The sequence below is a fragment of the Streptomyces sp. NPDC058371 genome (assembly GCF_042723265.1).
GTDB lineage: Bacteria > Actinomycetota > Actinomycetes > Streptomycetales > Streptomycetaceae > Streptomyces.
This window is the reverse complement of sequence record NZ_JBHXJC010000002.1, coordinates 616,163-640,601: the sequence shown is the minus strand read 5'-3', so window position 1 is coordinate 640,601 and position 24,439 is coordinate 616,163. Positions and strand designations below refer to the sequence as shown.

The window sequence follows — 24,439 nt, the reverse complement described above, 5'->3', positions numbered from 1 at the left end:
GGGGCCGGCGAGGTGGCCGTCAGGCGAAGTTGACGAGCCTTATATAGCGTGTCCAGTCCCAGTTGGGGCCGGGATCGGTGTGGTCGGTACCCGGCACCTGGTAGTGCCCGAGGATGTGCGCACGGTCCTTCGGGATGGCGTACTTCGTGCAGACGGCGGCGGTCAGTTTCGCCGACTGTTCGTACAGGGCGTTGGTGAAGTACGCGGGCTGGTCGACCCATCCCTCGTGCTCGATGCCGATGCTGCGCGTGTTGTAGTCCCAGTTGCCCGCGTGCCAGGCGATGTCGTGCTCACGGACGCACTGCGCGACATGCCCGTCGGCCGACCGGACGACATAGTGGGCGGACACCTTCTTCTGCGGGTTCTGGAAGATGGACAGCGTGTCCGGATAGGTCTCCTGCGTGACGTGGATGATCACGTAGTTGAAGGGATAGCTCGTGGGACGGTTGGACGCCGTGTAGTTGGAGGTGCTGGCAGGCACCCACTCGGCCCCCGGATAGTCGACGGCCTGCACCTGGGCGCCTGCCCGGGTGGCCGGGACTAACGCGGAGGGCAGAGCTGCGAGGGCCGCGCCCTTCAGCAGCCTCCGCCGGCTGGGGAACGGTCTGGACTGGTCCATGGAATTCTGCCTCTCGGTGGGGGATGGCGGCGCCGGCCCTTCGGTCTGCGGCGAGGTGGACGCAAATCCGACGGCAAGGCCTGGTGGGGCGGCGGGACGGTTGGGGCGGTGGGGAGGTCGGACGGCGGGACGGGGGCGCGTGGAGTGGCGGGGAGGTCGGACGGTGGAGCGGTGGAGTGGCGAGAGGTCGGACGGTAGAGCGGCGGGGCGCTGGTCGGTGGAGCGGTGGGACGGTGGCGGGATCGGTGGTGGGGGAGTAGGCGGCTCGGTGCCGCTCGATGGGAGTGTGAGGACACACCGCCCAGCTCAACGCCGGAATGCCGCCGCGGTTTCGCGCAGCCGCACGTGCAGCCCCCGGTGCGTCTCGCGGCGCGGCAGCCATTCCTTGCGCAGCTTGGCGACGCAGGTGTAGTTGGTGTCGCAGACGTTGGCCAGCGGCGACTCGACCGCCTGGGTTGCGAACTGATAGGCATCCAGCTCGCTGAAGCCGTAGTCGCGCACCAGCCACTGCACCAGGTCGAGCTGGGATATCCGGAACGCGTCCTCCAGGGGGCGAGCCGAACCCGTCGAGATGATGTGCGTGTCGGACTCGATACGCGGCCACGGGGTGGCGACCCCCTTGAGCAGCTCGACGATCACCACGGTGTTCATCGCGCACTCCACGGCGACCCCGCAGGTCTCGCCCTCGCCCTGACGGGCATGCCCGTCACCCAGGCTCAACAGCGCACCTTCGACGTTCACACCGAGGAAGCAGGTGACGCCTGCCCGCATCTCCGGGGTGTCCATGTTGCCGCCGTGCGCGTCGGGCACCAGTGCGGAGCGCACCTCCAGGTTGGCGGGAGCCACGCCGACCGTGCCGTGCATGGGGTCCATGGGGAGCTCGATCTCGATGTCACTGTCACGCGCACTGAACAGGGCGGTGCGCCGCGTCCGGTCGAGCTGCCAGATCCAGACGGTCTCCGGCAGCGGCGGCTGCAGGGTGGGCGTGGTGTGCGTGGACGTGAGCGCGCCGAACAGGGGGACCGTCGTCGACGCCGCCCAGTCCCGGGCCGGCTCGATCGAAACGAAGTGCACGGCGACCGTGTCGCCGGGCTCCGCGCCCTCCACGTGGAAGGGGCCCGTCTGCGGATTCAGGAACGGAAACTCGCACACCTCGGAGACCAGGTCCTTCTCGGACCTCACGCGTCCCGCGAAACAGTCCTCCGTGTACAGGTCGAGGACGGTGCCGGGGGCGATGCGGGCCACGGGCGGCGCGCCGCCGAACGTCCACGCGTACTCTCCCGGTTCCGGGCGCACCGTCAGGATCCGAGGGTCGCTCATGACTGCGCAGCTCCGATCTGTGTGATCTGTGTGATCTGTTCGATCTGTCCGGTCCGAAAGACGCTGGGGGAGTCGGGCGAGCGGGACTCGTCGCGGCGGCCGAGGGCTGTGTCGACTCTTCGCTCCGGATACCGCCGCGTCAGGATGATCAGGCCTGCTGCTCCGCCCATCATCCGTATACCGGCCAGTGGACCCGCGTAAGACACGGTTGCCGTCGGCTCGTACTCGAGGTCGAGGTCGAGGTCGAAGACAGGCAGCGCCGCGCTCCGTGCTCCGGCGGACGTGGTCAGCAGCGCGGACACCGAAGCGACCGCGACCAGCAGTGTGCACACGACCTGCAGTACGACCGCGACCAGCATTGCGACCAAGATTGGCATTGCGAACACCATGAATCCCCCGATTCACCCGGACTCACAGCCGTCGGTCGGACAGCTGTGTCTCGCGTGAATTACGGTACGGCGCCTGCCGGTTGGGCAGGAAGAGCGCGGCGTGCAGCGGTGGACAACTACGAGTCTGTGGACAACTCGCTCACCCGGAAGGGGGAACGGGGAGGCGCTGAGCCGCGCAGGGGCTGCCACGAGGGATGCGCTTGGCGTGGGCTGCGGCGGCCGTTGCGCTACGGCTGGGTGACTCGGCCGTTGCGCTAGGCCTGGGCTGACTCGGCCGTTGCGCTTCGCGTGGGCCGCCAAGGCCGTTGCGTTACGTGCGAGGCCCTCGGCCGTCGAGGGTCCGCGCACTCTCCCGCGGGCGCTGCCGCACTCGTTGGCCAGCGGGGCCGCGCCGCCCGCCCCGCCCCTCCGCGCTACGCGCGGGCCGCCACAGCCGCCGGATCGTCCAGCACCGCCCGCACCACCGAATGCGCGGCACCGAGCAACGGACCCTCGGGACCCAGCCGGGAGACGGTGACGGCGCAGGCGGGGCCCGTCGTGCGCTGCGCCAACTCGCGTTCCAGCGAAGGCAGTAGCCACGGCGCGAGGCCGGCCAGCGCGCCGCCGAGCACGACGGTTTCCGGGTCCAGCAGGTTGACTGCCCCGGTCAGAGCGATACCGAGTGCCGTTCCGGCTCCCCGCAGGGCCCGGCGTACCTCTTCGTCGCCGTCGGCGGCTCGCCCCGCCAGCACTCCGACCCGGTCCCCGCCCGGCTCAAGTCCCGCTTCCCGCAGGACGGCTTCCTCGCCCGCGTACTGCTCCAGACAGCCCCGCCCGCCGCACACGCACTCCGGACCGTCCGGTCGTACCGGCACATGCCCCAGCTCGCCCGCGAAGCCGCGCGTTCCCCGCAGCAGTCGTCCGTCCACGACCACCGCCGCGCCGATGCCGATCTCGGCGGACACATGCAGAAAGTCCCGCGGGGTCCCGTCGCCGAGCCAGAGTTCCGCCAGACCGCCGAAGTTGGCTTCGTTGTCCACGGTCAGCGGCAGGTCGCCGGGCAGCAGGGGACCGAGGTCCGTGTCGTGCCAGTCGAGGTTGGGGGCGCGGACCACGGTCCGGCCGTCGCGGGCGACCAGTCCGGGCACGGCGACCGCCAGGCCCGCCGGCCACAGGCCTTCCTGTTCCGCTTCGGCGACGACTCGCCGTACCAGCGCGGTCAGTTCCTCGATCACCGGCTCGGGCTGCCGGCCGCGGTTCGCGCCGTGCCGTACGGCACGCGCGCGCACCTGACCCCGCAGGTCGACGGCGCAGACCGCGAGATGGTCGACACCGACCTCGGCTCCGATCCCGGCGGGACCACGACCGCTCACGGCCAGGGCCGAACCGGGGCGCCCCACCCGGCCGGGGCGCTCCGGGCCCAGCTCCTCCAGGAGTCCGGACCGGATCAGCTCGTCCACCAAGGTCGACACGGCGGCGCGGGTCAGCCCGATACGTGAGGCCACCGCGGCGCGGGAGAGCGGTCCATCGGCGTTCACGGTGTGCATGACGCGAGCGAGATTGCGGCGGCGCATGCCCTGCTGGGTGTCGGGCAGCCGCCGGCCACGGTCGGCCGGATGGGCTTCGTGCAGCGGTGCGGTCATGCCTCCGTCAGTCCTCGTCCGGCCGGTCCCCGCGGGCTGCCCCGGTCAGGCCGACCCTTGTCCGTGCTTGTCCGGCGCCCGCTCCAGCAGCGGGGCCGCGTCGGAGAGTACCCCGGCGATCCTGGCCAGCGCCGCCTCGTCCCGCTCCACGGCTTCCAGGACGGGGCCACGGGCCGTGTCCCAGCGGCGCGCCACTGCGGCCGGGTCCTCTCCCGTCAGCAGCCCGGCGGCCTGCGCCGCGGCTCCGAGCGCGACCAGTTCCCTCGCCTCGGGCACCTGAACGGGGCGCCCCGACAGCCGTCGTACCGTCTGCTGCCAGGCCGTCCCGCGCGCGCCTCCGCCGATGAGCAGCAGGGGCGCGGACCGGTCGGCGTCCGCGTCGAGCACCAGGTCCAGCGCGCCCAGCAGCGAGTGGACCGCGCCGTCGTAGGCGGCCTGGAGCACCTGGCCGCCCGTCGTGTCGTGCCGGAGTCCGTGCAGCAGACCCGAGGCGTGCGGCAGGTCGGGAGTGCGCTCGCCGTCCAGATACGGCAGCAGCGTCACGTCCGTTCCGGGCTCGACGGCCTCGCGGTCCAGGCCCAGGAGGGCGGCCACGCGGTCGACGGCGAGCGTGCAGTTGAGGGTGCACGCCAGCGGAAGCCAGTCGCCCCGCGCGTCGGCGAAGCCCGCCACGGTGCCGGTCGGGTCGGTGGGCCGCCGCGTCGACACCGCGTACACCGTGCCGGAGGTGCCGAGGCTCAGCACGGCGGTGCCGGGGCGGAGCCCGAGCCCCAGAGCGGCGGCCGCGTTGTCACCGGTGCCGGCGGCGACCAGCGTGCCCTTGGAGAAGGGCAGTTCGCCGCGCTCGCGCACGGTTCCGGCCACCTCACCGGGCCCGACCACGCGGGGGAGCAGAGCCGGGTCGAGGCCGATGTGGGAGAGGACCTCCTCGTCGTACGAGCCGGTCGCGGACGCCCACCAGCCCGTTCCGGAGACATCGCCGCGGTCCGTGGTGCCCTGGCCCGTGAGGCGCTCGGTGAGGTAGTCGTGCGGCAGACGTACGGCCGCGGTCGCGCGGACCGCAGCCGGCTCGTGCTCGGCCAGCCACGCCCACTTCGTGGCCGTGAAGGAGGCGCCCGGCACACTGCCGGTGCGCTCGGCCCAGGCCTTCGGGCCACCCAGTTCCTCGACCAGGCGGCGGGCCTGCGGCGCCGAGCGCACGTCGTTCCACAGGAGGGCCGGTCGCACGGGATCACCCTGGGCGTCCAGCGTGACCAGGCCGTGCTGCTGGCCGCCGATCGACACCGCCGCGGCCTCGTGCGCGGCGTCACCGCACTGGTCCAGTGCCTGCCGGAGCGCGTCCCACCACTGACGCGGATCGCTCTCGCGGCCCGCTCCGGAGGTGACGGTGTGCGGGGCCTGCCCGCTCGCGACCACCTGTCCGGACGATGCGTCGACGACCAGGACCTTGGTGGACTGGGTGGACGTGTCCACGCCGACGACGAGCGGACCCTCGGCTGCTGACATCGGGTACTCCCTCTTTCCGCGACTCCGCGGGGTTGCGGCCTGGTGATGGGGTCCCCGGACCGGCCACAGTCCGGGTTTCGCACTTCGTCTCTTCCCAGAGTTGTCTTCGCATACTAGTTTGTTAACGGCCATGACGAAATAGTCGGAGCGAACGAGGAGCCGCGGTATGAACTACCAGCCCACCCCCGAGGACAGGTTCACCTTCGGCTTGTGGACCGTCGGCTGGCAGGGAAGGGACCCGTTCGGCGATGCCACCCGCCGAGCCCTCGACCCGGTCGAGTCCGTCCAGCGCCTGGCGGAGCTCGGCGCCTACGGAGTGACGTTCCACGACGACGACCTGATCCCGTTCGGGTCCTCGGAGTCCGAGCGCGAGTCGCACATCAAGCGCTTCCGCCAGGCCCTCGACGCGGCCGGCCTGACCGTGCCGATGGCCACCACCAACCTGTTCACGCACCCCGTATTCAAGGACGGCGCGTTCACGGCCAACGACAGGGACGTACGCCGCTACGCGCTGCGCAAGACGATCCGCAACGTCGATCTCGCGGTCGAGCTGGGCGCGCGGACGTACGTCGCCTGGGGTGGTCGCGAGGGTGCCGAGTCCGGCGCCGCCAAGGACGTCCGGGTCGCACTCGACCGCATGAAGGAGGCCTTCGACCTCCTGGGCGAGTACGTGACCTCCCAGGGCTACGACCTGCGCTTCGCGATCGAGCCCAAGCCGAACGAGCCGCGCGGAGACATCCTGCTGCCCACGGTCGGTCACGCCCTTGCCTTCATCGAGCGGCTCGAGCGCCCGGAGCTGTACGGCGTCAACCCCGAGGTGGGGCACGAGCAGATGGCCGGGTTGAACTTCTCGCACGGCATCGCTCAGGCCCTGTGGGCGGGCAAGCTCTTCCACATCGACCTCAACGGCCAAACCGGTATCAAGTACGACCAGGACCTGCGCTTCGGAGCGGGCGACCTGCGGGCCGCCTTCTGGCTGGTGGATCTCCTGGAGACCGCCGGGTACGAGGGGCCGAGGCACTTCGACTTCAAGCCGCCGCGGACCGAGGACCTCGATGGCGTGTGGGCGTCCGCTGCGGGCTGCATGCGCAACTACCTGATCCTTCGTGAGCGCGCCGCGGCGTTCCGCGCCGACCCGGAAGTCCAGGAAGCGCTGCGCGCCTCGCGGCTGGACGAGCTGGCGCAGCCCACCGCGGCGGACGGGCTGACCGGCCTGCTCGCCGACCGGGCCTCCTTCGAGGACTTCGACGTGGAGGCGGTGGCCGCGCGCGGGATGGCCTTCGAACGACTGGACCAACTGGCGATGGACCATCTGCTGAACGCTCGGGGCTGATCAGGCTGATCAGCCCTGATCGGGGCCGATCGGGGCTGATCGGGTCTACGAGGTACGGGTGCGGGTGCCGCCGATGCGGGGGCGGGCGCTGGAGTCGTAAATGGGGTGCCCGGGCGGGTGGCAGAGGCAACCCGGTCGGTGCCTCCCGCGTCGGTCGGCGGGTCCCGGCCGCCGACCGGTCTCCGTGCGGCATGGCCCGGAATCATGCCATCCACGGCATGAGTCCGTATCAACTTCCGCGCGAGGCTCGCGTGATGACCGGTTCGAGGCGACTCTTGGCGGTATGGCCATGCCACCCTTTCCGCCCCAGCCGCCGGGAGATACGCCGCACCCGGACCACAGCGGATTCGGCCCGCCCGCCGGGGGCTACGGGCCGCCTCCTGGAGGCTATGGGCCGCCGCCCGGGGATTCCGGGCGGGCTCCCGGAGACGATTACGCCTCCGGGGGTTACGGGCGGGCCTCCGGGGGCGACTACGTCCCCGGGGGATACGGTGCGCCACCGGGCGGCGGCAACTGGTCGTCCGGACAGGGCGGCGGCGAAGGGTGGCCGCCGCTGCCGCCCGACGGCCCGCCCGGGGGGCGCGGTCCAAGGCGGAACACGCTGTTCCTGGTGATCGCCGCGGTCGTGGCCCTGGGCGTCGTGGTCGCCGTACTCCTGGTGACCAGCGGAGGGGGCGACTCGACGGACAGGAAGTCGCCGACGGAGACCAGTCGGAACACCGGCCGTTCTCCCACCCCGTCCCTGAGCATCCCGTCCGAACTGCCCACTGAGCTGCCCTCGAACCTCCCTTCGGAGCTGCCCAGCGGTTTCCCGAGCGACTTCCCCAGCGACCTTCCCAGCAGCGTTCCGAGCGACCTCGCAACACTCTTCGCGAACCCCGCGGGCGACGAACTGCCCTACTACACGCTGAAGTCGGGAGACTGCTTCGACACCACCGACAGCCGGCCCGGTCAGGCGGCGACGCGCGCGTGCCGTTCGCCGCACGATGCCGAGGTCGTGAAGGTCGCCGAACTCGACGGCACCTACAAGACCGACGCCGCTTTGCGGAAGGCGGCGTCGGCCCTGTGCGAGAAGCCCCTGGCGCGCAAGGCGGCCGACCAGCCGACCGGCGCAGTGCGGGGGAACCTGGTGCAGTACCCGGACCCGTCGGCGTACAGGATCGGCATCGACACCGTCGTCTGCAGCCTGGCCGCGGACCTCGGCAGCCGCCAACTGACACGGCCGTTGACCTGAACCGCACGCGCGCGTGCCGCATGCCACGGCTCCCCGCACAACGCGCGGCGCCCGGACGTCAGATCCCGTCGGGCAGCCGGACGTACGTCATCGTCGTCTCGATACCGCTGTCCACGAGACGGCCCTGTGCGTCGAACGCGCCCGAGCCGTCCGTCATGCCGAAGTCGTTGTCGTTGATCAGGGCGAGCGTGTCGCGGTCCACGCGTGCGACGCCCTCGATCTTGCCGGGCACTCCCGCCACGGTGCCGAGGTCGACGATCAGGCGCTTGCGCAGGACGGGGACCCCGGACGCCGACGGGTCGTCGAGCTGCTCCAGGGACGGGGAGGTCGTCTCGTCGTCCCAAGCCCCCGACAGGATGTCCGCGCCCCGAGTGAGCTTCACCAGCTGAAGTCGCGCCGCCTTGTCGGTGCGTTCCTCGACGAGCAGTTGGTCCCGTCCCACCGCGACCACGGAGGAGATCTTCAGCTCGGACGGGTCGTCCTCGGTCGGGTCGACCACGTTCACCGGGTCGAAGCGGTACGCGTACTCGGCGGTGACGGCCTGCCTCTTGGGTGAGAAGCGCAGCAGACGCGTCGTACGCGAGGCGTCACCCGCGTCGCCGTCCGGCAGCGACAGCGGGCTCTGCAACGCCATCACGAGGTCGCCGCCGGGGAGTTGGGCGAGTCCTTCGAAGCCCCTGTTGGTCTTCCGGTGCAGCAGGACGGCCGGCAGGGCCTCGACCACCGGATAGTCCGCGCCCGTCAGGTGCAGCCCCTTGGGTACGTAGCGGGTGAGCACCTTTCCGCGAGCCGAGACATGGATCAGTGAGGGCCCGTACTCGTCGACGAGCCAGAAACTGCCGTCAGCGGCCCGCACGATGCCCTCGGTGTCCACACCGTTCGGGTTGTACGAGAGCGGCGTCTGTGCGTCGTAGGAGTACGGCGCCTCGTCGCGTCCCGCCTGGTTGGGCAGCCCGGTGACGGGCTTCCCCGAGGAAGTGGTGACCGGAATGGCGTCGAGCACCCGCACGGTGTCGCCGGACACGCGGACCTTCACGATCGCCGGGTCGAAGCCGGGCACGGGGAAGGTGCGACGCTTCTTGCCGTCGACCTTGATCTGGCCGTTCGGCCCCCGGTCGGTCACGGTCCAGAACTCGCCCGTGCGGCCGGCCGGAAAGATGTCGCTGCCGATGCCCCCGAGGTCCACGCCCCGGTCGTCGCCCACCGTGCCCGGCAGCAGCGTGTTGCTGAACGTGCCCAAGGGGATGTCGCCGAGCGTCGCAGTGCTCGTCACCCGCGGGCTGGAGGCGGCATCGTGTGCGCCCGCCGTGCCGGTGACCCCCAGGGCGGCCAGGACGGCCAGTGGCACTCCCGCGGCGACGGAACGGTGGACGCGGCGCCGGCCGACGGCGAGCGGGAACATCGGGCCTCCTGGGGCACGGATTCGGTGACAGTGGCCAGATTCCGCCGCTGTCCCCAACGGTGTGCGTCCCCCGGATGAACGGAGAGACACGAGTGATCGACCTGACGGATGCGGGGGCGAAAGCACGCAGGTGAGCACGGCGTTGCCGGGACGTGTGGGTGAGGTACCCACTGGCCTGCGGCCACAACCGGGCGCCCTGCTCGACGAACAGGGCGCCCCCGGGCCGGCCGCCAGCTCTCGGAAATCAGCCTGCAGAGCGCTTCGACCGGACAGGGCCGCCGCGGGCCTCCAGGACCACGCCGGGACGCTTAGGACCGCCCCGGGACGATCAGGGCCACCCCGGGGCCGAAGGGTGTGTCACTCGCCCGCGAGAACCGGAGCCAGCGCAGTGGCCGGATCCGCGGACGCGGTGCCCGCGGGCAGCCACCGCCCGCCCTCCTCGCGATACGGCCACCACCGGCCGTCCCGTCCCAGGCGCAGCTGCGTGTGGGTGCCGACGACCGTCCACCGGTTGCCGCAGAGGTGCAGTCGCGGCCGCTCGTCCTCGTCCCAGGCGGACTCCAGGGCGGCACGCGCGCGTGCGAGTGATTCCGCCTCCACGGTCCACTCGTCCTCCAGGACGGACAGCGCGGCCACGCCCCCGTTCCGCCAGGCCAGGACCGCGAGCGCCAGTGCCTCGCGGTCTCGCCCCGAACCATCGGCGAGCCGGTGGGCGATCGCCTGTTCCGGGTCGCCGGCCGCCAGCCGCACGGCGTCCTGCGCGAGCGTCAACTCCGCAGCAGGGGCGTGCTGTTCGTGCCCGGGCCCGAGCGCCTGCGCGAGCAGCCGCAGGGCGTCGGCGGCGGTCTGCCCGGCCAGGAACTCCAGCGCGCCGGGCTCCACGCCGGGCGCGGGCGCCGCCTCCGTCTCCAGGGCCGGTGGCGAACCGGGCCGCTCGGGCAGCCCGGGAAGGGCGGGCAGCTGCGGCAGGATGTCCCCGGCCGCGTACGCCTCGGCGGCGTCCACGCCCTGCTCGGAATCCTCCTGGGAGGACTCCGTGGGTGCAGGGGCGCTGCGCGTCTGGAGGGCGTCCAGCACGGCGTGTGCGCCGCGTCCCCGCATCAACAGCAGCACGAACGGATCCTCGTCGACCAGCCGTGCCATCTGGTAGCAGAGGGCGGCGGTGTGTCCGCAGTGGTCCCATGTGCCGCAGTCGCACTCCGGCTCCAGATCACCGAGACCCGGCAGGAGGTCGACGCCGGAGGCCGCGGCGTCCTCCACCAGGTGCGGGGACATCTCACGGTCGAGCAACGCCGCGATGTGCCCCGCGCGTTCGACGGCCATGTCCAGGAAGCGGTCCCACTGCTCGTCGGACAACTCCTGCAACAGGACATCGGCGCGATGCAGGGTGCCGTCGCGGTCCTGGACGACGGCGGTGATGCGGCCCGGTCGCACCGACACGGCTCCGACGGCTCCCGCTCGCGCGAGTCTGCGGCCCGCCTTCACCTGCTGCGAGTCGAGTGCCGCGTCCTCCAAGGCCTTCAACCAGGCCTGTCCCCACCATGTCCGGGCGAAGCCCTGCCCCTGTGCCGGCGGCAGCGCCTCGAACGTACGCTCGTCGCTCTGATCCCTCATCGTGCGCCCCCTCGCAGCTCCACCAGATCGGCCAGTTCGCCATCGGTCAGTTCCGTGAGCGCCGACTCGCCGGAACCGAGCACCGCGTCGGCCACCTTGCGCTTGCGGACCAGCATCTCGGCGATGCGGTCCTCGATGGTGCCCTCGGTGATCAACCGGTGCACCTGCACGGGCCGGGTCTGGCCGATGCGGTACGCGCGGTCGGTGGCCTGCGCCTCGACGGCCGGGTTCCACCAGCGGTCGTAGTGCACGACATGCTCGGCCCGTGTCAGGTTCAGGCCCGTGCCCGCGGCCTTCAACGACAGGAGGAAGACCGGCATTTCGCCGTCCTGGAAGCGCTGCACCATCGCCTCGCGCTCACCGACCGGCGTACCGCCGTGCAGGAACTGCGACGACACACCGCGCGCCGTGAGGTGTCGCTCGATGAGTCGCGCCATCTGCACGTACTGCGTGAAGACCAGAACGCTCGCCCCCTCGGAGAGGATGGTGTCCAGCAGTTCATCCAGCAGTTCGAGTTTTCCCGACCGCCCCTCGATCTGCGGCAGGTCCTCCTTGAGGAACTGCGCCGGGTGGTTGCAGATCTGCTTCAGCCCGGTCAGGAGCTTCATGATCAGGCCGCGGCGGACCATGCTGTCGGCGCCGGAGATCTCCGCCAGCGTCTCCCGCACCACTGCTTCGTAGAGGCCCGTCTGTTCCTTGGTGAGCGACACGGCCCGGTCGGTCTCGGTCTTGGGCGGCAGTTCCGGCGCGATGCCCGGGTCCGACTTGCGGCGCCGCAGCAGGAACGGCCGTACGAGCCGGGCCAGTCGCTCCGCCGCCGCGGGGTCCTGGCCGCCCTCCACGGGCTGCGCGTACCGCGTGCGAAAGGTGCCCAGCCTGCCGAGCAGCCCCGGAGTCGTCCAGTCCAGGATCGCCCACAGCTCCGAGAGATTGTTCTCCACCGGGGTCCCGGTGAGCGCCACGCGTGCGCGTGCGCCGATGGTGCGCAACGCGCGTGCCGTCGCCGCGTAGGGGTTCTTCACGTGCTGCGCCTCGTCGGCGACCACCATGCCCCACGGAACCTCGGCCAGCCGGGCCGCGTCGAGCCGCATCGTGCCGTACGTGGTGAGGACGAACTCCCCGTCGGCCAGGGCGTCGACGCTCCGCCGGGAGCCGTGAAAACGGCGCACGGGGACGCCGGGCGCGAACCGCTCGATCTCACGCTGCCAGTTGCCCATCAGGGAGGTCGGACAGACGACGAGCGTGGGGCCCGCCGCCGACTCGTCGGTCTGCCGGTGCAGATGGAGGGCGATCAGTGTGATGGTCTTGCCCAGGCCCATGTCGTCGGCCAGGCAGCCTCCCAGGCCCAGCGAGGTCATCCGGGCCAGCCAGTTGAGGCCCCGCAGCTGGTAGTCGCGCAACGTGGCGGCGAGTGCGGCGGGCTGCCCGACCGGCTCCTGGCCCTCAGGGTCCGCCAGCCGCTCCCGCAGGGCCGCCAGCCACCCCGTGGGCCGTACGTCGACACTGTGGCCGTCGACCTCCGCGGAGCCCGTCAGGGCGGCGCTCAGCGCGTCGACGGGTGTGATCTTGCGGTCCTGCTGGGCCCGCGCTCGGCGGACCTCCTGCGGGTCGACCAGAACCCACTGGTCACGCAGCCGCACCATGGGCCGGTTCGCCTCGGCCAGCCGGTCCAGCTCCTGCCGGGTCAGCTGCTGATCGCCCAGCGCGAACCGCCAGTCGAAGGTGAGCAGCGCATCGGCAGACAGGAACGACGGAGTGTCGGACGCGCCCCGGCGTGGGTCCTGCTCGTTGTCGGGCGGCCCGACGACAGCGTGGGCGGTCAGCTCGCGCACCAGCTCCCGGGGCCAGTGCACGTCGACTCCGGCGCCCGCGAGCATCCGGGCGCCTTCACCGAGGAGTTCGGTGACCTCGTCGTCGGCGAGCTCCACGGAGTCCGGTACGGCAGCCGAGAGCAGCGGGGTCAGCGGGGCCCAGGCACGGGCCGCGCGGCGCAGCGCGAGGAGGGTGTCCATCCGCGCGCGCGTGCCGAACGCCTCGTCCCCGGCCCACACCACGGAGGCGTCCGCGACAAGCGCCGGATCGTTCAGGCTGTGCACCTGGAGCACGGCGCGGAAGGGCAGTGGCGTCTCCTCGGACGCGGCCGACGCGAGCCCCGGCACCTCGATGCGCAGGGAGATCCGTACCCCGGCATCGTGGCCGGCGGCCACATCCGCGGCCCAGGCGCGCTGCTCCGGCACGTGCTGCGGCTCGGGGGCCGCGTAGGCGGGGCCGCCGGCCGCCAGTCCCGCGGCGGGGGAGCGCGGCAGCGCGTCGGCGACCGCGTCGAGAAAGGCGCGCAGCAGCCGCTCCGGGGCCGGCAGGCGCAGCGGCTCGGTCTCGTCCAACGGCACCGCGTGCGCGTCCGGGGGCATCGCGGCGGCCAGCTCGCGGACACGCTGCAGGTCCTCCGCACGCAGCGGGCCAGCACGCCAGGCGTCGTGGTCGTCCGCCGACAGTCCGGGCAGCAGCAGCCCCCGCGCGGCGAACTGGAGGGCGAGGACGGCGGCCGACCCCCAGAACTCGGTCGATCTGTGTGCCTGCGCGGCGGCACGCGCACGCGTGAGGACCGGCAAGGCAGCACGCACGGGCAGCAGGACGGTGGGCATGGTGACCAGCTCGACGCCCTCGTCGGAGGGCTGGACGACTCTCAGATCCTCGGCGGACCCGGACGCCACGGAGGGGGGCGCTCCGCCGTCCGGGCGCCAGAAAGCGACGTACCCGGTACGGGCAGGATCGGCGGGCACGAACACGGCGCAGCAACGAGCCAGTTCGGAGATCTCGGCGGGGGTTGCCGCGGGAATCCTCTGCACAGGGATAGCGCATTCCTCAAGTTTGACTACTAGTGCCGGGCCGCCGAGGGTACAGCACGCTCAGGCACTCGATGGCGTGCCGAAGCGGTGACCTGGGTCATCTCGTGACGGGGGGTGTAGGAAACCCCCTGCGAGGTCCGGTGCTGGCCCCCGCCCGCACACGGGTGGTGGCGCCATGGTCCCAGAGGGGCCCTGATCCGTACGTTTCATGAGGTCAGGCCGTCCCTGAGAGACCGGAGACCCGCCATGCCCCAGATCGCCGCAGCCCTGGAGAAGCACCCTCCGGGGGCGACAGCCGGGCAGCCTGCCGGAAGTGACTTCGCGCCCCTCCTGCGCACCGTTCGTAGTCAGGACCTGCTGGAGCGGCGATTCGGCTGGTACGCCCTCGGCGTGACCGTGAACGCCTTGGCGCTGGGAGGCGTCGTCACGGGTGTCGTCCTCATCGGCAACTCCTGGTGGACCTTGCTCCTTGCCCCCGTGCTCGCCGTGCTGTCGGCCCGCACGGCCTTCATAGGCCACGACGCCGGCCACTCCCAGATCAGTGGCAGCAGGGCCGTCAGCCGGCTGATCGGCCTGGTCCACGGCAATCTGCTCCTCGGCATGAGCTACGCCTGGTGGAACGACAAACACTCCAGGCATCACGCGAACCCGAACCACATCGACAAGGATCCGGACGTCGTCGCCGACGTCCTGGTGTTCACCGCCGCGCAGGCGGGGAAGCGGTCCGGTTTCCGGCGCCGGCTCACCCGCAATCAGGCATGGCTCTTCTTCCCACTGACCCTTCTCGAAGGCGTCGCCCTGAAGGTCCACGGTTTCCAGGACCTTCGCCGGCAGCCTCCACGAGAGCGCGCGGTGGAGGCTCTGTTGCTGGTCACCCATGTCGTCGCCTACGCCGCCCTGCTGCTCACCACCATGTCCCTCGGCAAGGCCCTCGCCTTCGCCGCCCTCCATCAGGCGCTGTTCGGCCTCCACCTCGGGCTCGCCTTCGCGCCCAACCACAAGGGCATGGAAATGCCCGACCCGGATGGCGAACGCTGGGGTCATCTGCGCCGCCAGGTCCTCACCTCGCGCACCATCCGCGGCAGCGTGCTGACCGACTGGTTCCTCGGCGGCCTCAACTACCAGATCGAGCATCATCTGTTCCCGAGCATGCCCCGTCCCCATCTGCGACTCGCCCAGCCTCTGGTGCGCGCACACTGCAGGGAGTTGGGTATCCCATACGCGGAGACCGGGCTCATCGACTCCTATCGGCAGGCCCTGGGCCACCTCCACGAGGTCGGGAGACCGCTGAGGGGCGAATAGGCGGGACGGCGCTCAGGGTGGAGTCAGGGTCGCGTCTCAGGGAGGTATCAGGGTCGCGCCCTGGAACCGCGCGAGGCGCCCAGCCGTTTTGAGGACAGAGAGCGGCAGCAGCCGCGAAGGAGGCAACACCCATGTCGAAGAGAGCGAAGATCGTTGCAGGTGGTGCGGCGATCGGGATCGTCCTGCTGATCCTGTTGCCCGCGGTGGGAGTGCCCTGGTGGATCGCCTTCCTGATCGTGCTGGGCGTCCCGACCGCGGCGTATCTGACGCTGGACCGCTCACAGCGGCGCAGGCTGCGCCGCGTCACCCGCAGGGAGCTCGGCCGCTGAGCGCCGGTGACTCGACGTGGTCCTCTCCAGAGCGCAGGAGTTGACGACCCTGCCGCTCGCGGCCTGCTGACGGCATGGCCCGCGGGCGGTCGTACACCTTGCTCGACCCAGGCGGTCAGCGCACGGAACGCGGAGCGGTAGCTTCGAGGCGCGCCTACAGCCACTCCGCAGGAGCATCCCGAGCTGCCGCGGAGCTCAGACCGGACGTACCGCCATCTTGTCCAGGGCCTCCAGGAGCCCCGGCAGTTCGGCGCCGCGGCCGACCGGGAGGACTTCCCCGGGCTCCTCGTCGAGCAGCACGAACGCGATGTCGTCCGTCCGGGCCACCATGGACCAGCCGGGACCGTCGGCACGCAGCGTCCGGGCGTCGCCCGGAGCGAAGGACGACCGGACCCGGCCGAGGGGCGGTGGAGTCTCCACGTAGGAGCGCGCTTCGGAGAGGACTCGACGGATGCCGCTGCGGGACTGGGTGTCTCCGCCGTCTCCGCCGTTCGCGGGGTCCGCGCCGCCCTCCCCGTCGTCCTGGGCCTCCGGCTTCGGCGCGTCCTCGGCCGGTTGGTCGCTTTCGGGGCTGATGAAGTGGTCTTCGGGGATCTGTTCGCGCCAGGTCGCCCACTGGAGGGCGATCTCGTCCGCCCCCAGGCGCCGTTGGGCCGGGCCCCAGGTGCTGGTGTCCGGTGGGGAAAGCGGCGGCCGCTCCGCGATCTCGGGCGCGGGATCGTGCGGCGCGGGCACGCCGGGAGCCGCAACGGCCAGTGCCAGGGGCCAGCCGGGCAACGCGGCGACGACCGTGCGCTCGCCGGGCGACAAGTCGTACTCGATGCCGCAGTCCCACGACGCGATGGCCACCGCGACCAGCGAGACGTCGTCGACGACGACCGTCCACCGTGCGCCGTCGCTGTCCTGGCCGAGCACGAGGCCGTAGCCGTCGGCCAGCGGAGGGAGGTCGAGCGCCGCGCAGGCCTCCGGATAGTCGTCGCCCAGGACGCTGGGGAACTGTGCCGGCGTCAGCAGCACCGCTGTGAGCACGTAGAGCGCGTCATCGTCCTCGGCGGCGACGGCGTCCTCGCCCGTCCCGGCCATGCCAGCCTCCCCTTTGGTTCATCCGTCGGCGCACCTTAATGCGACAGCAAGGCGCTTGTCACGAGGGTGAAGCACGGGCGGAGCTGCAGTTATCCGGCTGGACAGGGGCGAATCGACCGCGCGGCTCCCCGGCACCCCCGAGAGGCTCCCGGGCCTCCGCATCCGGCCGTCCGGTGCCGGGTGTCCTGCGCACGCCCCCGAATCAGGCGGCCGGCAGTCCGAGGAGCTCCCGTGCCACGGTCTGGGGCGACTCGTCACGTTCCCGGGCAAGGGCTATGACCGCGCGACATGCCAGCTCACTCACCCCGAACGACAGGGCTTCCGGCGAGACCCAGTCCGAGGCCTCGTCGATCTGCTCCTGGTCGTCCTCGGCGCACGCCGACACATACGCGGCTGCCGCCTCGAACAGGTTGGGTGCGCGCTTTGCCGGCCGCCGTTCCTCGGGCGGCTGCTCCGTGTTCCGCTCGGCCGGTCGACGACCGAAGAACCTGTGGAGTCTGCCGAACATGCCGAACATCGAACCACCCTCCCCCTGTGTGCGATCACCGTCGCTCATCGTCCAGCTGCTGCTACTCAACGTAGAGTTGGAGGCCCGCCGGCAGAAGGGGGCAGGAGACGCCGCGGTGTCTGCACGGCACATCAGCCGCCGTCGAGTGAGTCGATCGTCGCGCGAAGCCAGGCCAGTTCGGCCCGGCTCGTGGCCCGCGCGATGGTGAGCATGCCGCGCCGGAAGGGGTCGTCCAGCTCCTCGGCGCGCAGCGGCCGGTCACCGTCGTAGAAGAAGCTCGCGGGCTCCTCCAGGAAGGCGAGCCTGCGGCGGAGCACGGTGGCCTGGGCTCCGGCGTCGTCCAGATGCCTGAGAAAGGCGAGCACCGAGAACCAGCGGTTCTCGTCCGTGATGTCGCGCAGCAACGGTTCGGCGAGTCGCTGCCGCAGTTCACCCCGGCCCTCTTCGGTGAGCGTCAGGACATGGCGAGGGGCGGCGACGGATCCGGGTTGAGTCGCTCGCGCCAGCAGGCCCGCTTTTTCCAGCCGCTTGATCGCGGGATACAGCGTGCTCTCGGCGACGGGCCGGACGTGCCCCGTCAGCGCCGTGATGCGCTTGCGCAGCTCATAGCCGTGCAGCGGGGCGTCATACAGGAAACCGAGGATCGCGAGCTCCAGCATGCCTGCATTCTGCCCCACCTCGGCTGTACATCGCTTCTTCGATACATCGGAGACGATGTATTGTTCCGGAGAGTGCGAGAGTGCGGATCGGGAGCAAAGGGGAGTGGGATGAAGCAGGCAAGGTTCGACGGCGGAGGAAGCAGCATCCGCTGGACGGAGACGGCGGGCGCCGAACACGCGCGGGTGTTCGTGCACGGCCTGGGCGCCACGTCGACCGTGTACCACGCGCACATCGCGGCGCGGCCCGAACTGGCGGGCCGTCGCACGCTGTTCGTGGACCTGCCGGGCCATGGCATCAGCGACCGGCCCGCGGACTTCGGCTACACCTTGGAGGACCACGCCGACGCGCTGGCCGCCGCGCTGGACAAGGCCGCGGTCAGCGGGGCCGAACTGGTCGCCCACAGCATGGGAGGCGCCGTCGCCATCGTGCTTGCCCACCGTCGGCCCGACCTCGTCTCACGCCTGGTGCTCACGGAGGCGAACCTCGACCCCCACCCACCGCTCACGGCGGGCAGCAGCAACATCGCGTCGTACGACGAGGACGAGTACGTCGAACACGGCGGCCACGCGCGCGTGCTCGAAAAGGTGGGCCCCATCTGGGCGTCGACCATGCGGCTCGCCGACGCGCGTGCTCTGCACCGGACGGCGAAGGGGCTCGTGCGGGGCACGAGCCCCACCATGCGTCACCTGCTCGAAGGGCTGACAGGCGTGGACCGTGTCTTCCTCCAGGGTGCGCTGAGCGGTGAACTCGCGGGCAGAGAGGGCCTGGAGGCTGCAGGTGTACGCGTGGTGACCGTGCCCCGAGCGGGCCACTGCGTGATGTTCGACAACCCGGACGCGTTCGTGGCGCTGATCGCCGGGCAGGCCTGAGCGCTCAGGTCGGACGTACGGCGAGTGCCAGGAACCGGGCGTCCTCGTCGACGTACGACGTCATGCGCCAGCCGGAACCGGTCAGCAGGGCACGGAGGTTGCCCTCCGCGCGCAGATCGTCCGGTGTGATCTGCCGGCCCTGGCGCGCCGCGAGCGCCGCACGTCCGATGGGGTGGAAGAGCGCCAGTACCCCACCGGGCCGCACCACTCTCGCCAACTCCCGCAGGTTCTCGGCGGGGTTGGGGAGGTGCGCGATGAGGCCCGCTCCGAACACGGCGTCGAGCGACTCGCCGCGCAACGGCAGCCGGGCCGCGTCGGCCAGCAGCAGCTGAGCTGCGCGGTCCCGTCCGGCCCGTACGGCGGCTGCCAGCATGGCGGGGGTCAGATCGGCTCCGATGACGACTCCGGCCGCCCCCACGGCCGCACGCAGCGGCGGCAGGGCTCGTCCGGTGCCGCAGCCGGCGTCGAGCACCCGGTCGCCCTCGCGCAGCCCGAGTTCGGCGACCGCGGCCGCGTAGGCGGGCCCGTCGTCGGGAAACCGTGCGTCCCAGTCCGTGGCTCGGGCGGTGAAGAATTCCTGGACATGTGTGTGGTCGTCGCTCATGTTCCGCATGATCCCTCACCGACACGAAGGACGACTCGGTGCACATGTTCGAGCGTGACGCGATCGTTCAGGTACCTCTCTCCGTCATATTCCAACAGCTTTCGAAATGCGCTCCCTTTCCGCGCCCCCACCGGGACTAGCGTCCCTGAGCCATGGGACACCTGGACCACGCCGCCTTCGGCTGGCTGACCCCCGCGCTGTCATATGTGATGGCCTGCATAGGCGCCGCCCTCGGGCTGCGCTGCACCGTCCGCGCCCTGGGCGCCACGGGCCGGTCACGCCGGAACTGGCTCCTCACCGCGGCCTCCGCGATCGGCACGGGCATCTGGACGATGCACTTCGTGGCGATGCTCGGCTTCAGAGTCAGCGGCACGGAGATCCGCTACAACGTGCCGCTGACCATCCTCAGTCTCCTCGTCGCGATGGTCGTCGTCGGCGCGGGCGTGTTCGCCGTCGGGTACGGCCGTGAGCGGGGCCGTGCGCTCTTTCTCGGGGGACTCACCACCGGTGTCGGCGTGGCGAGCATGCACTACCTGGGCATGGCGGCACTGCGGCTGCACGGCACTGTGCACTACGACCCGATGCTCGTCGGACTCTCCGTGGTGATCGCCGTGGTCGCCGCGACCGCGGCTCTGTGGGCGGCGCTCAACATCAAGTCACCGGTCGCGGTCGCGGTGGCCTCCCTGGTCATGGGCGGGGCGGTGAGCAGCATGCACTACACGGGAATGATCGCGGTGAGTGTGAAGGTCACCCCGTCCGGCGCGTTCCTGCCCGGGGCCTCGGTGATGCAGTTCATCTTCCCCCTCGCCGTCGGCCTCGGGTCCTATCTCTTCCTGACATCGGCGTTCGTCGCGCTGTCGCCGACGGCCGGTGAGCGCGAGGCCTCCGCGTCGGCCCAGCGGCCCGTCGAGAGCGTTGCCCCCTAGGGGCGGTCCGGAGCCACCACGGTACGGACCGGCGCACCCCGAACCATCCGAGCGAGGAGGCCATGCGTACACCCCGTAGGACCCCCAGGACCGGCGCCGCGACGGCGCCCCAGCCGTCCGCACGCGGTCGCCGCGCACACGCCGGCCCGCCGGCCGACGAGCGCTCCGACACCGACGACGTCATCGGCCTGACGCCGCCCGCGCCGCCCACGCGCGCGGGAGGGTGGAGCGTACGGCCCCGCACCGTACGGGCGAAGATCGTGTGCCTGTTGATGGTGCCCGTCATGTCCCTGCTCGCGCTGTGGGCGTACGCCACCGTGAGCACGGCCCAGGACGTCGCGCGCCTACGGCAGTTGCAGAGCGTGGACTCGACGGTCCGCGCCCCGGTCGACGCCGCCGTCGCCGCGCTCCAGGCCGAGCGCGCGGCCGCCGTCCGGTACGCGACCGATCCGGCCGCCGAGCAGCGGAGCCACCTCAAGGAGCTGGGCGGGCGCACCGACCGAGCCGTGGCGAAGCTGCGCCTTGGGGACCACAACACCGTCGCGGACGGCGCCGATCTGCCTGCGGGGGTGGCGGGACGGCTGGACGACTTCGTCACCGGTGCCGAGGGCCTGGCGCCGCTGCGGAGCGCGTTGCTCGACCGCCGGACCGGATGGGACGAAACGTACGGCCAGTACACGAAGACCATCGCGACGGCCTTCGGTGTGGGCGGTGCGCTGACCGGCATCCAGGACGCCGACCTGGGGTCCGACGCGCGCGTGCTGCTCGAGTTCTCCCGAGCCGGGGAAGCGCTGGCCCAGGAGGACGCGGTGCTGTCCAGCGCGCGGCTGGCGGGCGGCCTCGACGGTGAACGGCTACGGCTGTTCACCGGCGCCGTCGACACCCGCCGCACCCTGACGGACTCCGCCGTCGCGGACCTCCGCGGATCCGAACGCACGGCATGGAGCGACCTCGCCGACGGGAGCGCGTACGCCTACGTGCGCGCCGCGGAGGACAAGGTGCTCGTCTCCCGGGCCGGCAGCAAGGCGGTCGACGCCGCCCCGGAGGCGACGTGGAAAACGGCACACGCGCGTGTGCAGGACGGCATGCGGACGATCGGGGCGGACGCGGCCCGCGGGGTCGCCGACCGTGCCGACCCGTTCACCCGGGGCCTGCTCACACCGGCCGGCGCCGCGGTGCTGCTCGGCCTCGCCGCTGTGGCCGCCTCGCTCGTGATCTCCGTACGCATCGGCCGCGGTCTCGTCATCGAGCTCGTGAGTCTGCGCAACGGCGCTCTGGAGATCGCCCGCCGCAAACTCCCGTACGCCATGCGCAGGCTGCGTGCGGGCGAGGAGATCGACATCCGCGCGGAGGCCCCGCCCGGGCCGCCCGCCGAGGACGAGACCGGGCAGGTCGCCGAAGCCCTGGGGACCGTGCACCGCGCTGCCCTGCGCGCCGCGGTCGAACGCGCGGAACTCGCCAGCGGGATCTCCGGAGTCTTCGTCAATCTCGCCCGGCGCAGCCAGATCCTCGTCCACCGCCAACTGAGCCTTCTCGACAGCATGGAGCGCAGGTCGGACGACCCCAATGAGCTGAGCGACCTCTTCCGGCTGGACCACCTCACCACGCGAATGCGGCGCCACGCGGAGAGCCTGATCATCCTCTCCGGAGCCGCACCGGGGCGTGCCTGGCGTATGCCTGTCTCACTGACGAACGTGGTTCGCGCCGCCGTGTCGGAAGTCGAGGACTACGCGCGCGTGGAGGTACGCCAGCTCCCCGAGACGTCCGTCGTGGGCACCGCGGTCGCCGACCTCACGCACCTCCTTGCCGAGATCGTCGAGAACGCGGCCCAGTTCTCACCGCCCCACACGCGCGTGCGGGTCACCGGCGAACCGGTAGGCAACGGCTATGCGGTGGAGGTCGAGGACCGCGGGCTCGGCATGGGCAAGGAGACCCTCGCCGAGGCCAACCGCCGCATCGAGCAGTCGGAAGCGCTCGACCTCTTCGACAGCGACCGTCTCGGGCTCTTCGTGGTCAGCAGACTCGCCGCACGGCACGGCGTCAAGGTGCACCTGCGCACCTCGCCGTACGGCGGGACGACCGCGGTCGTCCTGCTGCCCACCTCCCTGTTGCAGAGCGGCGCGGCGGAACGTTCACCCCGGATCGCCGAGCGCGAACGGGACACCGAGCGTGCCTACGCGCGCGTGTCGGCCGCGGCCGTACAGGACTCCGTCCATGCGCCGAGCGAGCGACCCGCTCTGGTGCCGCCCGTACAGGCGGCGGCGGAAGGCTCGGGCGATCGTTTACGCGAAAGCCCGGTCCCAGGTGTCACCACCTTGCGACTGCACCGGCCTCCGGACGACTCCGAGGTGTCCGACGACCTCCCGCGGCGTGTACGGCAGGCGAGTCTGGCTCCGCAGCTGCGCGAGGTGCGGCCTGAGGAAGCGCCGGGAGGCCGAGGCGACGACGAACGCGATCCCGAACAGGTACGGGACCGGATGGCCGCCTACCGCGAGGGCTGGGCACGCGGTGGCGGCAGGTCGCCCGGCCTCGCCGACACCCCCGATCCCGTAGCGGGCAGCGACAGCAGCGAAGGAGATCCCGCATGATCCAGGACCCGAGTATGAGAGCCGCCCAGCAGTCCGGGGAGCTCGACTGGCTGCTGGACGACCTGGTGTTGCGCGTCAGCGAGGTGCGGCACGCGGTGGTGCTGTCGAACGACGGACTCGCGGTCGGTTCGTCCACCGACCTCAGGCGCGAGGACGCGGAACACCTCGCCGCCGTCGCCTCGGGCTTCCACAGCCTGGCCAAGGGCGCGGGCCGTCACTTCGGCGCCGGAGGCGTCCGTCAGACCATGGTCGAGATGGACGACGGCTTCCTGTTCGTGGCGGCTGCCGGCGACGGTTCCTGTCTCGCCCTCCTCACCGCCGTCACGGCCGACATCGGCCTGGTGGCATACGAGATGGCGCGGCTCGTCAAGCGCGTCGGCGAGCATCTCTACACGCCTCCGCGCGTCGCTGCGCGACCGCCGGCCGGCGGATGACCGAGGGCGGTCTGCGCAGATGACCGAGGACACGAAAGGCGCCCCGCAGGAGGGCAGCCAGTGGTACGATAGCGAGGCCGGACCCCTTGTCCGCCCCTACGCGGTGACGGGTGGCCGTACCCAATCAGGCCCCACCGGAGTGCGCTTCGACCTGATCGCACTGGTCACACTCGACGCGGGCGCGCCCGGCGCCGACGACGACACCGGGCTCGGCCCGGAACACCGTGCCCTGATCGAGCACTGCCGTCTCGAAACGCAGTCGGTCGCCGAACTGGCCGCGGGGGCCGACCTTCCGGTGGGCGTCGTCAGGGTGCTTCTGGGTGACCTGCTGGAGCTCGGCTGCGTCACCGTCAGCCGCCCCGTTCCGCCCGCACAACTGCCCGACGAACGCATTCTGCGCGAGGTCATCGCGGGACTGAGGGCGCTGTAGACCGTGAATCGAAACCGCCCCCGGCCTGCCCTGTGCAGAGTTGGGCAGCCATCGGGCAGCAAACAGCCCCGAGTCGGTCAGATCGGTGTAATAGCGGTCCAACCTCTCCAAGGGGGCCCGCAGTTGTCATGATGCTGACGCCGCACACATGTACTGACGTCGACTGTTGCCGGCACTCCTGAGAGAAGTGATCGATGGTCTCCGAGCACTCCGATGCAACCGGTGGCGAGTCGGCCGCCCTGGCGTTGAAGATTCTGGTCGCCGGCGGATTCGGCGTGGGCAAGACCACGCTGGTGGGCGCGGTCAGCGAGATCAAGCCGCTGCGTACCGAGGAACTGCTGAGCGAGATGGGCGAGTCGGTGGACGACACCGATGGCGTGGACCAGAAGGTCACGACGACCGTCGCCATGGACTTCGGCCGCATCACCATCAGGTCCGGCCTTTCGCTCTACCTCTTCGGGACGCCGGGGCAGGACCGGTTCTGGTTCCTCTGGGACGAGCTGTCCCAGGGCGCCCTCGGTGCCGTCGTCCTCGCGGACACCCGGCGACTGGAGGACTGCTTCCCCGCAGTGGACTACTTCGAGCACCGGCACATCCCGTTCGTGGTGGCCGTCAACTGCTTCCCGAGCGCCCGCAATTACGGCGCCCAGGACGTGTCACGTGCCCTCGATCTCGACCGGGGCACCCCCGTGGTGCTCTGTGACGCCCGTGACCGCGACTCCGGGAAGGAGGTGCTGATCCGGCTCGTCGAGTACGCCGGGCGGATGCACACTGCCCGGATGCTCGACTCCGTGGGCTGAGGGTGGACCGGGGGTGTC

General features: G+C 71.3%; 22 protein-coding genes. 10 read left to right on the top strand and 12 right to left on the bottom strand.

The genetic code is table 11. The features are described from left to right. Positions 1 to 19 precede the first annotated feature (19 nt). The 5 genes from ACFWM2_RS10470 to xylB all read right to left on the bottom strand — a co-directional run bounded on the left by ACFWM2_RS10470 (position 20) and on the right by xylB (position 5,456). Positions 20 to 619 (bottom strand): N-acetylmuramoyl-L-alanine amidase, encoded by a 600-nt coding sequence (locus ACFWM2_RS10470; RefSeq protein ID WP_383275854.1) that lies wholly within the window; start codon positions 617 to 619, stop codon positions 20 to 22. A 306-nt stretch (positions 620 to 925) separates the two neighbouring features. Beyond that, positions 926 to 1,939: an acetamidase/formamidase family protein gene (locus tag ACFWM2_RS10465; RefSeq protein ID WP_383275851.1), complete on the bottom strand. Its 1,014-nt coding sequence runs from the start codon at positions 1,937 to 1,939 to the stop codon at positions 926 to 928. Then, a complete protein-coding gene (locus ACFWM2_RS10460) occupies positions 1,936 to 2,316 on the bottom strand; it encodes a hypothetical protein (RefSeq protein ID WP_383275848.1) in 381 nt (126 codons plus the stop codon). The genes ACFWM2_RS10465 and ACFWM2_RS10460 overlap by 4 nt, the downstream gene beginning before the upstream one ends. Positions 2,317 to 2,741: 425 nt before the next feature. Further along, on the bottom strand, positions 2,742 to 3,950 hold the full coding sequence (locus tag ACFWM2_RS10455) for an ROK family protein (RefSeq protein WP_383275845.1): 1,209 nt from the start codon (positions 3,948 to 3,950) through the stop codon (positions 2,742 to 2,744). Between the two features lie 45 nt (positions 3,951 to 3,995). Then, positions 3,996 to 5,456 carry a xylulokinase gene (gene xylB, locus ACFWM2_RS10450; RefSeq protein WP_383275842.1) on the bottom strand — a complete coding sequence of 487 codons (1,461 nt, stop codon included), beginning with the start codon at positions 5,454 to 5,456 and terminating at the stop codon, positions 3,996 to 3,998. Positions 5,457 to 5,622: 166 nt separating this feature from the next. On the opposite strand from xylB, the gene xylA reads away from it, so the two are divergent. Together xylA and ACFWM2_RS10440 are read left to right on the top strand one after the other, a co-directional pair. Further along, complete coding sequence (xylA, locus tag ACFWM2_RS10445) at positions 5,623 to 6,789, top strand: xylose isomerase (protein ID WP_383275839.1); 1,167 nt, start codon at positions 5,623 to 5,625, stop codon at positions 6,787 to 6,789. Positions 6,790 to 7,399: 610 nt separating this feature from the next. Continuing rightward, positions 7,400 to 8,023: a hypothetical protein gene (locus ACFWM2_RS10440; RefSeq protein ID WP_383275836.1), complete on the top strand. Its 624-nt coding sequence runs from the start codon at positions 7,400 to 7,402 to the stop codon at positions 8,021 to 8,023. 58 nt (positions 8,024 to 8,081) lie between these two features. On the opposite strand, the gene ACFWM2_RS10435 is transcribed toward ACFWM2_RS10440, so the two are convergent. The 3 genes from ACFWM2_RS10435 to ACFWM2_RS10425 form a co-directional block, all read right to left on the bottom strand. Continuing rightward, a complete protein-coding gene (locus ACFWM2_RS10435) occupies positions 8,082 to 9,425 on the bottom strand; it encodes an esterase-like activity of phytase family protein (protein ID WP_383275834.1) in 1,344 nt (447 codons plus the stop codon). A 357-nt stretch (positions 9,426 to 9,782) separates the two neighbouring features. Beyond that, on the bottom strand, positions 9,783 to 11,039 hold the full coding sequence (locus ACFWM2_RS10430) for an SWF or SNF family helicase (protein WP_383275831.1): 1,257 nt from the start codon (positions 11,037 to 11,039) through the stop codon (positions 9,783 to 9,785). Next, a complete protein-coding gene (locus tag ACFWM2_RS10425) occupies positions 11,036 to 13,888 on the bottom strand; it encodes a DEAD/DEAH box helicase (RefSeq protein ID WP_383275828.1) in 2,853 nt (950 codons plus the stop codon). The genes ACFWM2_RS10430 and ACFWM2_RS10425 overlap by 4 nt, the downstream gene beginning before the upstream one ends. A gap of 246 nt (positions 13,889 to 14,134) precedes the next feature. On the opposite strand from ACFWM2_RS10425, the gene ACFWM2_RS10420 reads away from it, so the two are divergent. Together ACFWM2_RS10420 and ACFWM2_RS10415 are read left to right on the top strand one after the other, a co-directional pair. Then, positions 14,135 to 15,190 (top strand): fatty acid desaturase family protein, encoded by a 1,056-nt coding sequence (locus ACFWM2_RS10420; protein WP_383275825.1) that lies wholly within the window; start codon positions 14,135 to 14,137, stop codon positions 15,188 to 15,190. 131 nt (positions 15,191 to 15,321) lie between these two features. Then, positions 15,322 to 15,519 carry a hypothetical protein gene (locus ACFWM2_RS10415; protein WP_383275822.1) on the top strand — a complete coding sequence of 66 codons (198 nt, stop codon included), beginning with the start codon at positions 15,322 to 15,324 and terminating at the stop codon, positions 15,517 to 15,519. A 195-nt stretch (positions 15,520 to 15,714) separates the two neighbouring features. On the opposite strand, the gene ACFWM2_RS10410 is transcribed toward ACFWM2_RS10415, so the two are convergent. The 3 genes from ACFWM2_RS10410 to ACFWM2_RS10400 all read right to left on the bottom strand — a co-directional run bounded on the left by ACFWM2_RS10410 (position 15,715) and on the right by ACFWM2_RS10400 (position 17,769). Further along, complete coding sequence (locus tag ACFWM2_RS10410) at positions 15,715 to 16,602, bottom strand: hypothetical protein (protein ID WP_383275819.1); 888 nt, start codon at positions 16,600 to 16,602, stop codon at positions 15,715 to 15,717. A gap of 202 nt (positions 16,603 to 16,804) precedes the next feature. Further along, positions 16,805 to 17,110 carry a hypothetical protein gene (locus ACFWM2_RS10405; RefSeq protein WP_383275816.1) on the bottom strand — a complete coding sequence of 102 codons (306 nt, stop codon included), beginning with the start codon at positions 17,108 to 17,110 and terminating at the stop codon, positions 16,805 to 16,807. 131 nt (positions 17,111 to 17,241) lie between these two features. After that, positions 17,242 to 17,769, bottom strand: a complete 528-nt coding sequence (locus ACFWM2_RS10400; RefSeq protein WP_383275813.1) for a PadR family transcriptional regulator — start codon at positions 17,767 to 17,769, stop codon at positions 17,242 to 17,244. A 108-nt stretch (positions 17,770 to 17,877) separates the two neighbouring features. Between ACFWM2_RS10400 and ACFWM2_RS10395 the strand changes: the two genes are divergently transcribed. Continuing rightward, the gene (locus tag ACFWM2_RS10395; protein WP_383275810.1) at positions 17,878 to 18,639 is read left to right on the top strand and encodes an alpha/beta fold hydrolase; all 762 of its coding nucleotides are present in this window, start codon (positions 17,878 to 17,880) and stop codon (positions 18,637 to 18,639) included. A 4-nt stretch (positions 18,640 to 18,643) separates the two neighbouring features. Here the strand turns inward: ACFWM2_RS10395 and ACFWM2_RS10390 are convergent, their stop codons facing one another. Continuing rightward, on the bottom strand, positions 18,644 to 19,243 hold the full coding sequence (locus tag ACFWM2_RS10390) for a class I SAM-dependent methyltransferase (RefSeq protein WP_383275807.1): 600 nt from the start codon (positions 19,241 to 19,243) through the stop codon (positions 18,644 to 18,646). 152 nt (positions 19,244 to 19,395) lie between these two features. Between ACFWM2_RS10390 and ACFWM2_RS10385 the strand changes: the two genes are divergently transcribed. The 5 genes from ACFWM2_RS10385 to ACFWM2_RS10365 all read left to right on the top strand — a co-directional run bounded on the left by ACFWM2_RS10385 (position 19,396) and on the right by ACFWM2_RS10365 (position 24,421). After that, positions 19,396 to 20,169, top strand: coding sequence for an MHYT domain-containing protein (locus ACFWM2_RS10385; protein ID WP_383275804.1), 774 nt, complete (start codon positions 19,396 to 19,398; stop codon positions 20,167 to 20,169). A 62-nt stretch (positions 20,170 to 20,231) separates the two neighbouring features. Then, positions 20,232 to 22,757 carry a nitrate- and nitrite sensing domain-containing protein gene (locus ACFWM2_RS10380; RefSeq protein WP_383275801.1) on the top strand — a complete coding sequence of 842 codons (2,526 nt, stop codon included), beginning with the start codon at positions 20,232 to 20,234 and terminating at the stop codon, positions 22,755 to 22,757. Continuing rightward, positions 22,754 to 23,191: a roadblock/LC7 domain-containing protein gene (locus ACFWM2_RS10375; protein ID WP_383275798.1), complete on the top strand. Its 438-nt coding sequence runs from the start codon at positions 22,754 to 22,756 to the stop codon at positions 23,189 to 23,191. Before ACFWM2_RS10380 ends, ACFWM2_RS10375 begins: the two co-directional genes overlap by 4 nt. 19 nt (positions 23,192 to 23,210) lie before the next feature. Continuing rightward, complete coding sequence (locus ACFWM2_RS10370; protein WP_383275795.1) at positions 23,211 to 23,621, top strand: DUF742 domain-containing protein; 411 nt, start codon at positions 23,211 to 23,213, stop codon at positions 23,619 to 23,621. A gap of 194 nt (positions 23,622 to 23,815) precedes the next feature. Continuing rightward, positions 23,816 to 24,421, top strand: coding sequence for an ATP/GTP-binding protein (locus ACFWM2_RS10365; protein ID WP_383275792.1), 606 nt, complete (start codon positions 23,816 to 23,818; stop codon positions 24,419 to 24,421). Positions 24,422 to 24,439 lie beyond the last annotated feature (18 nt).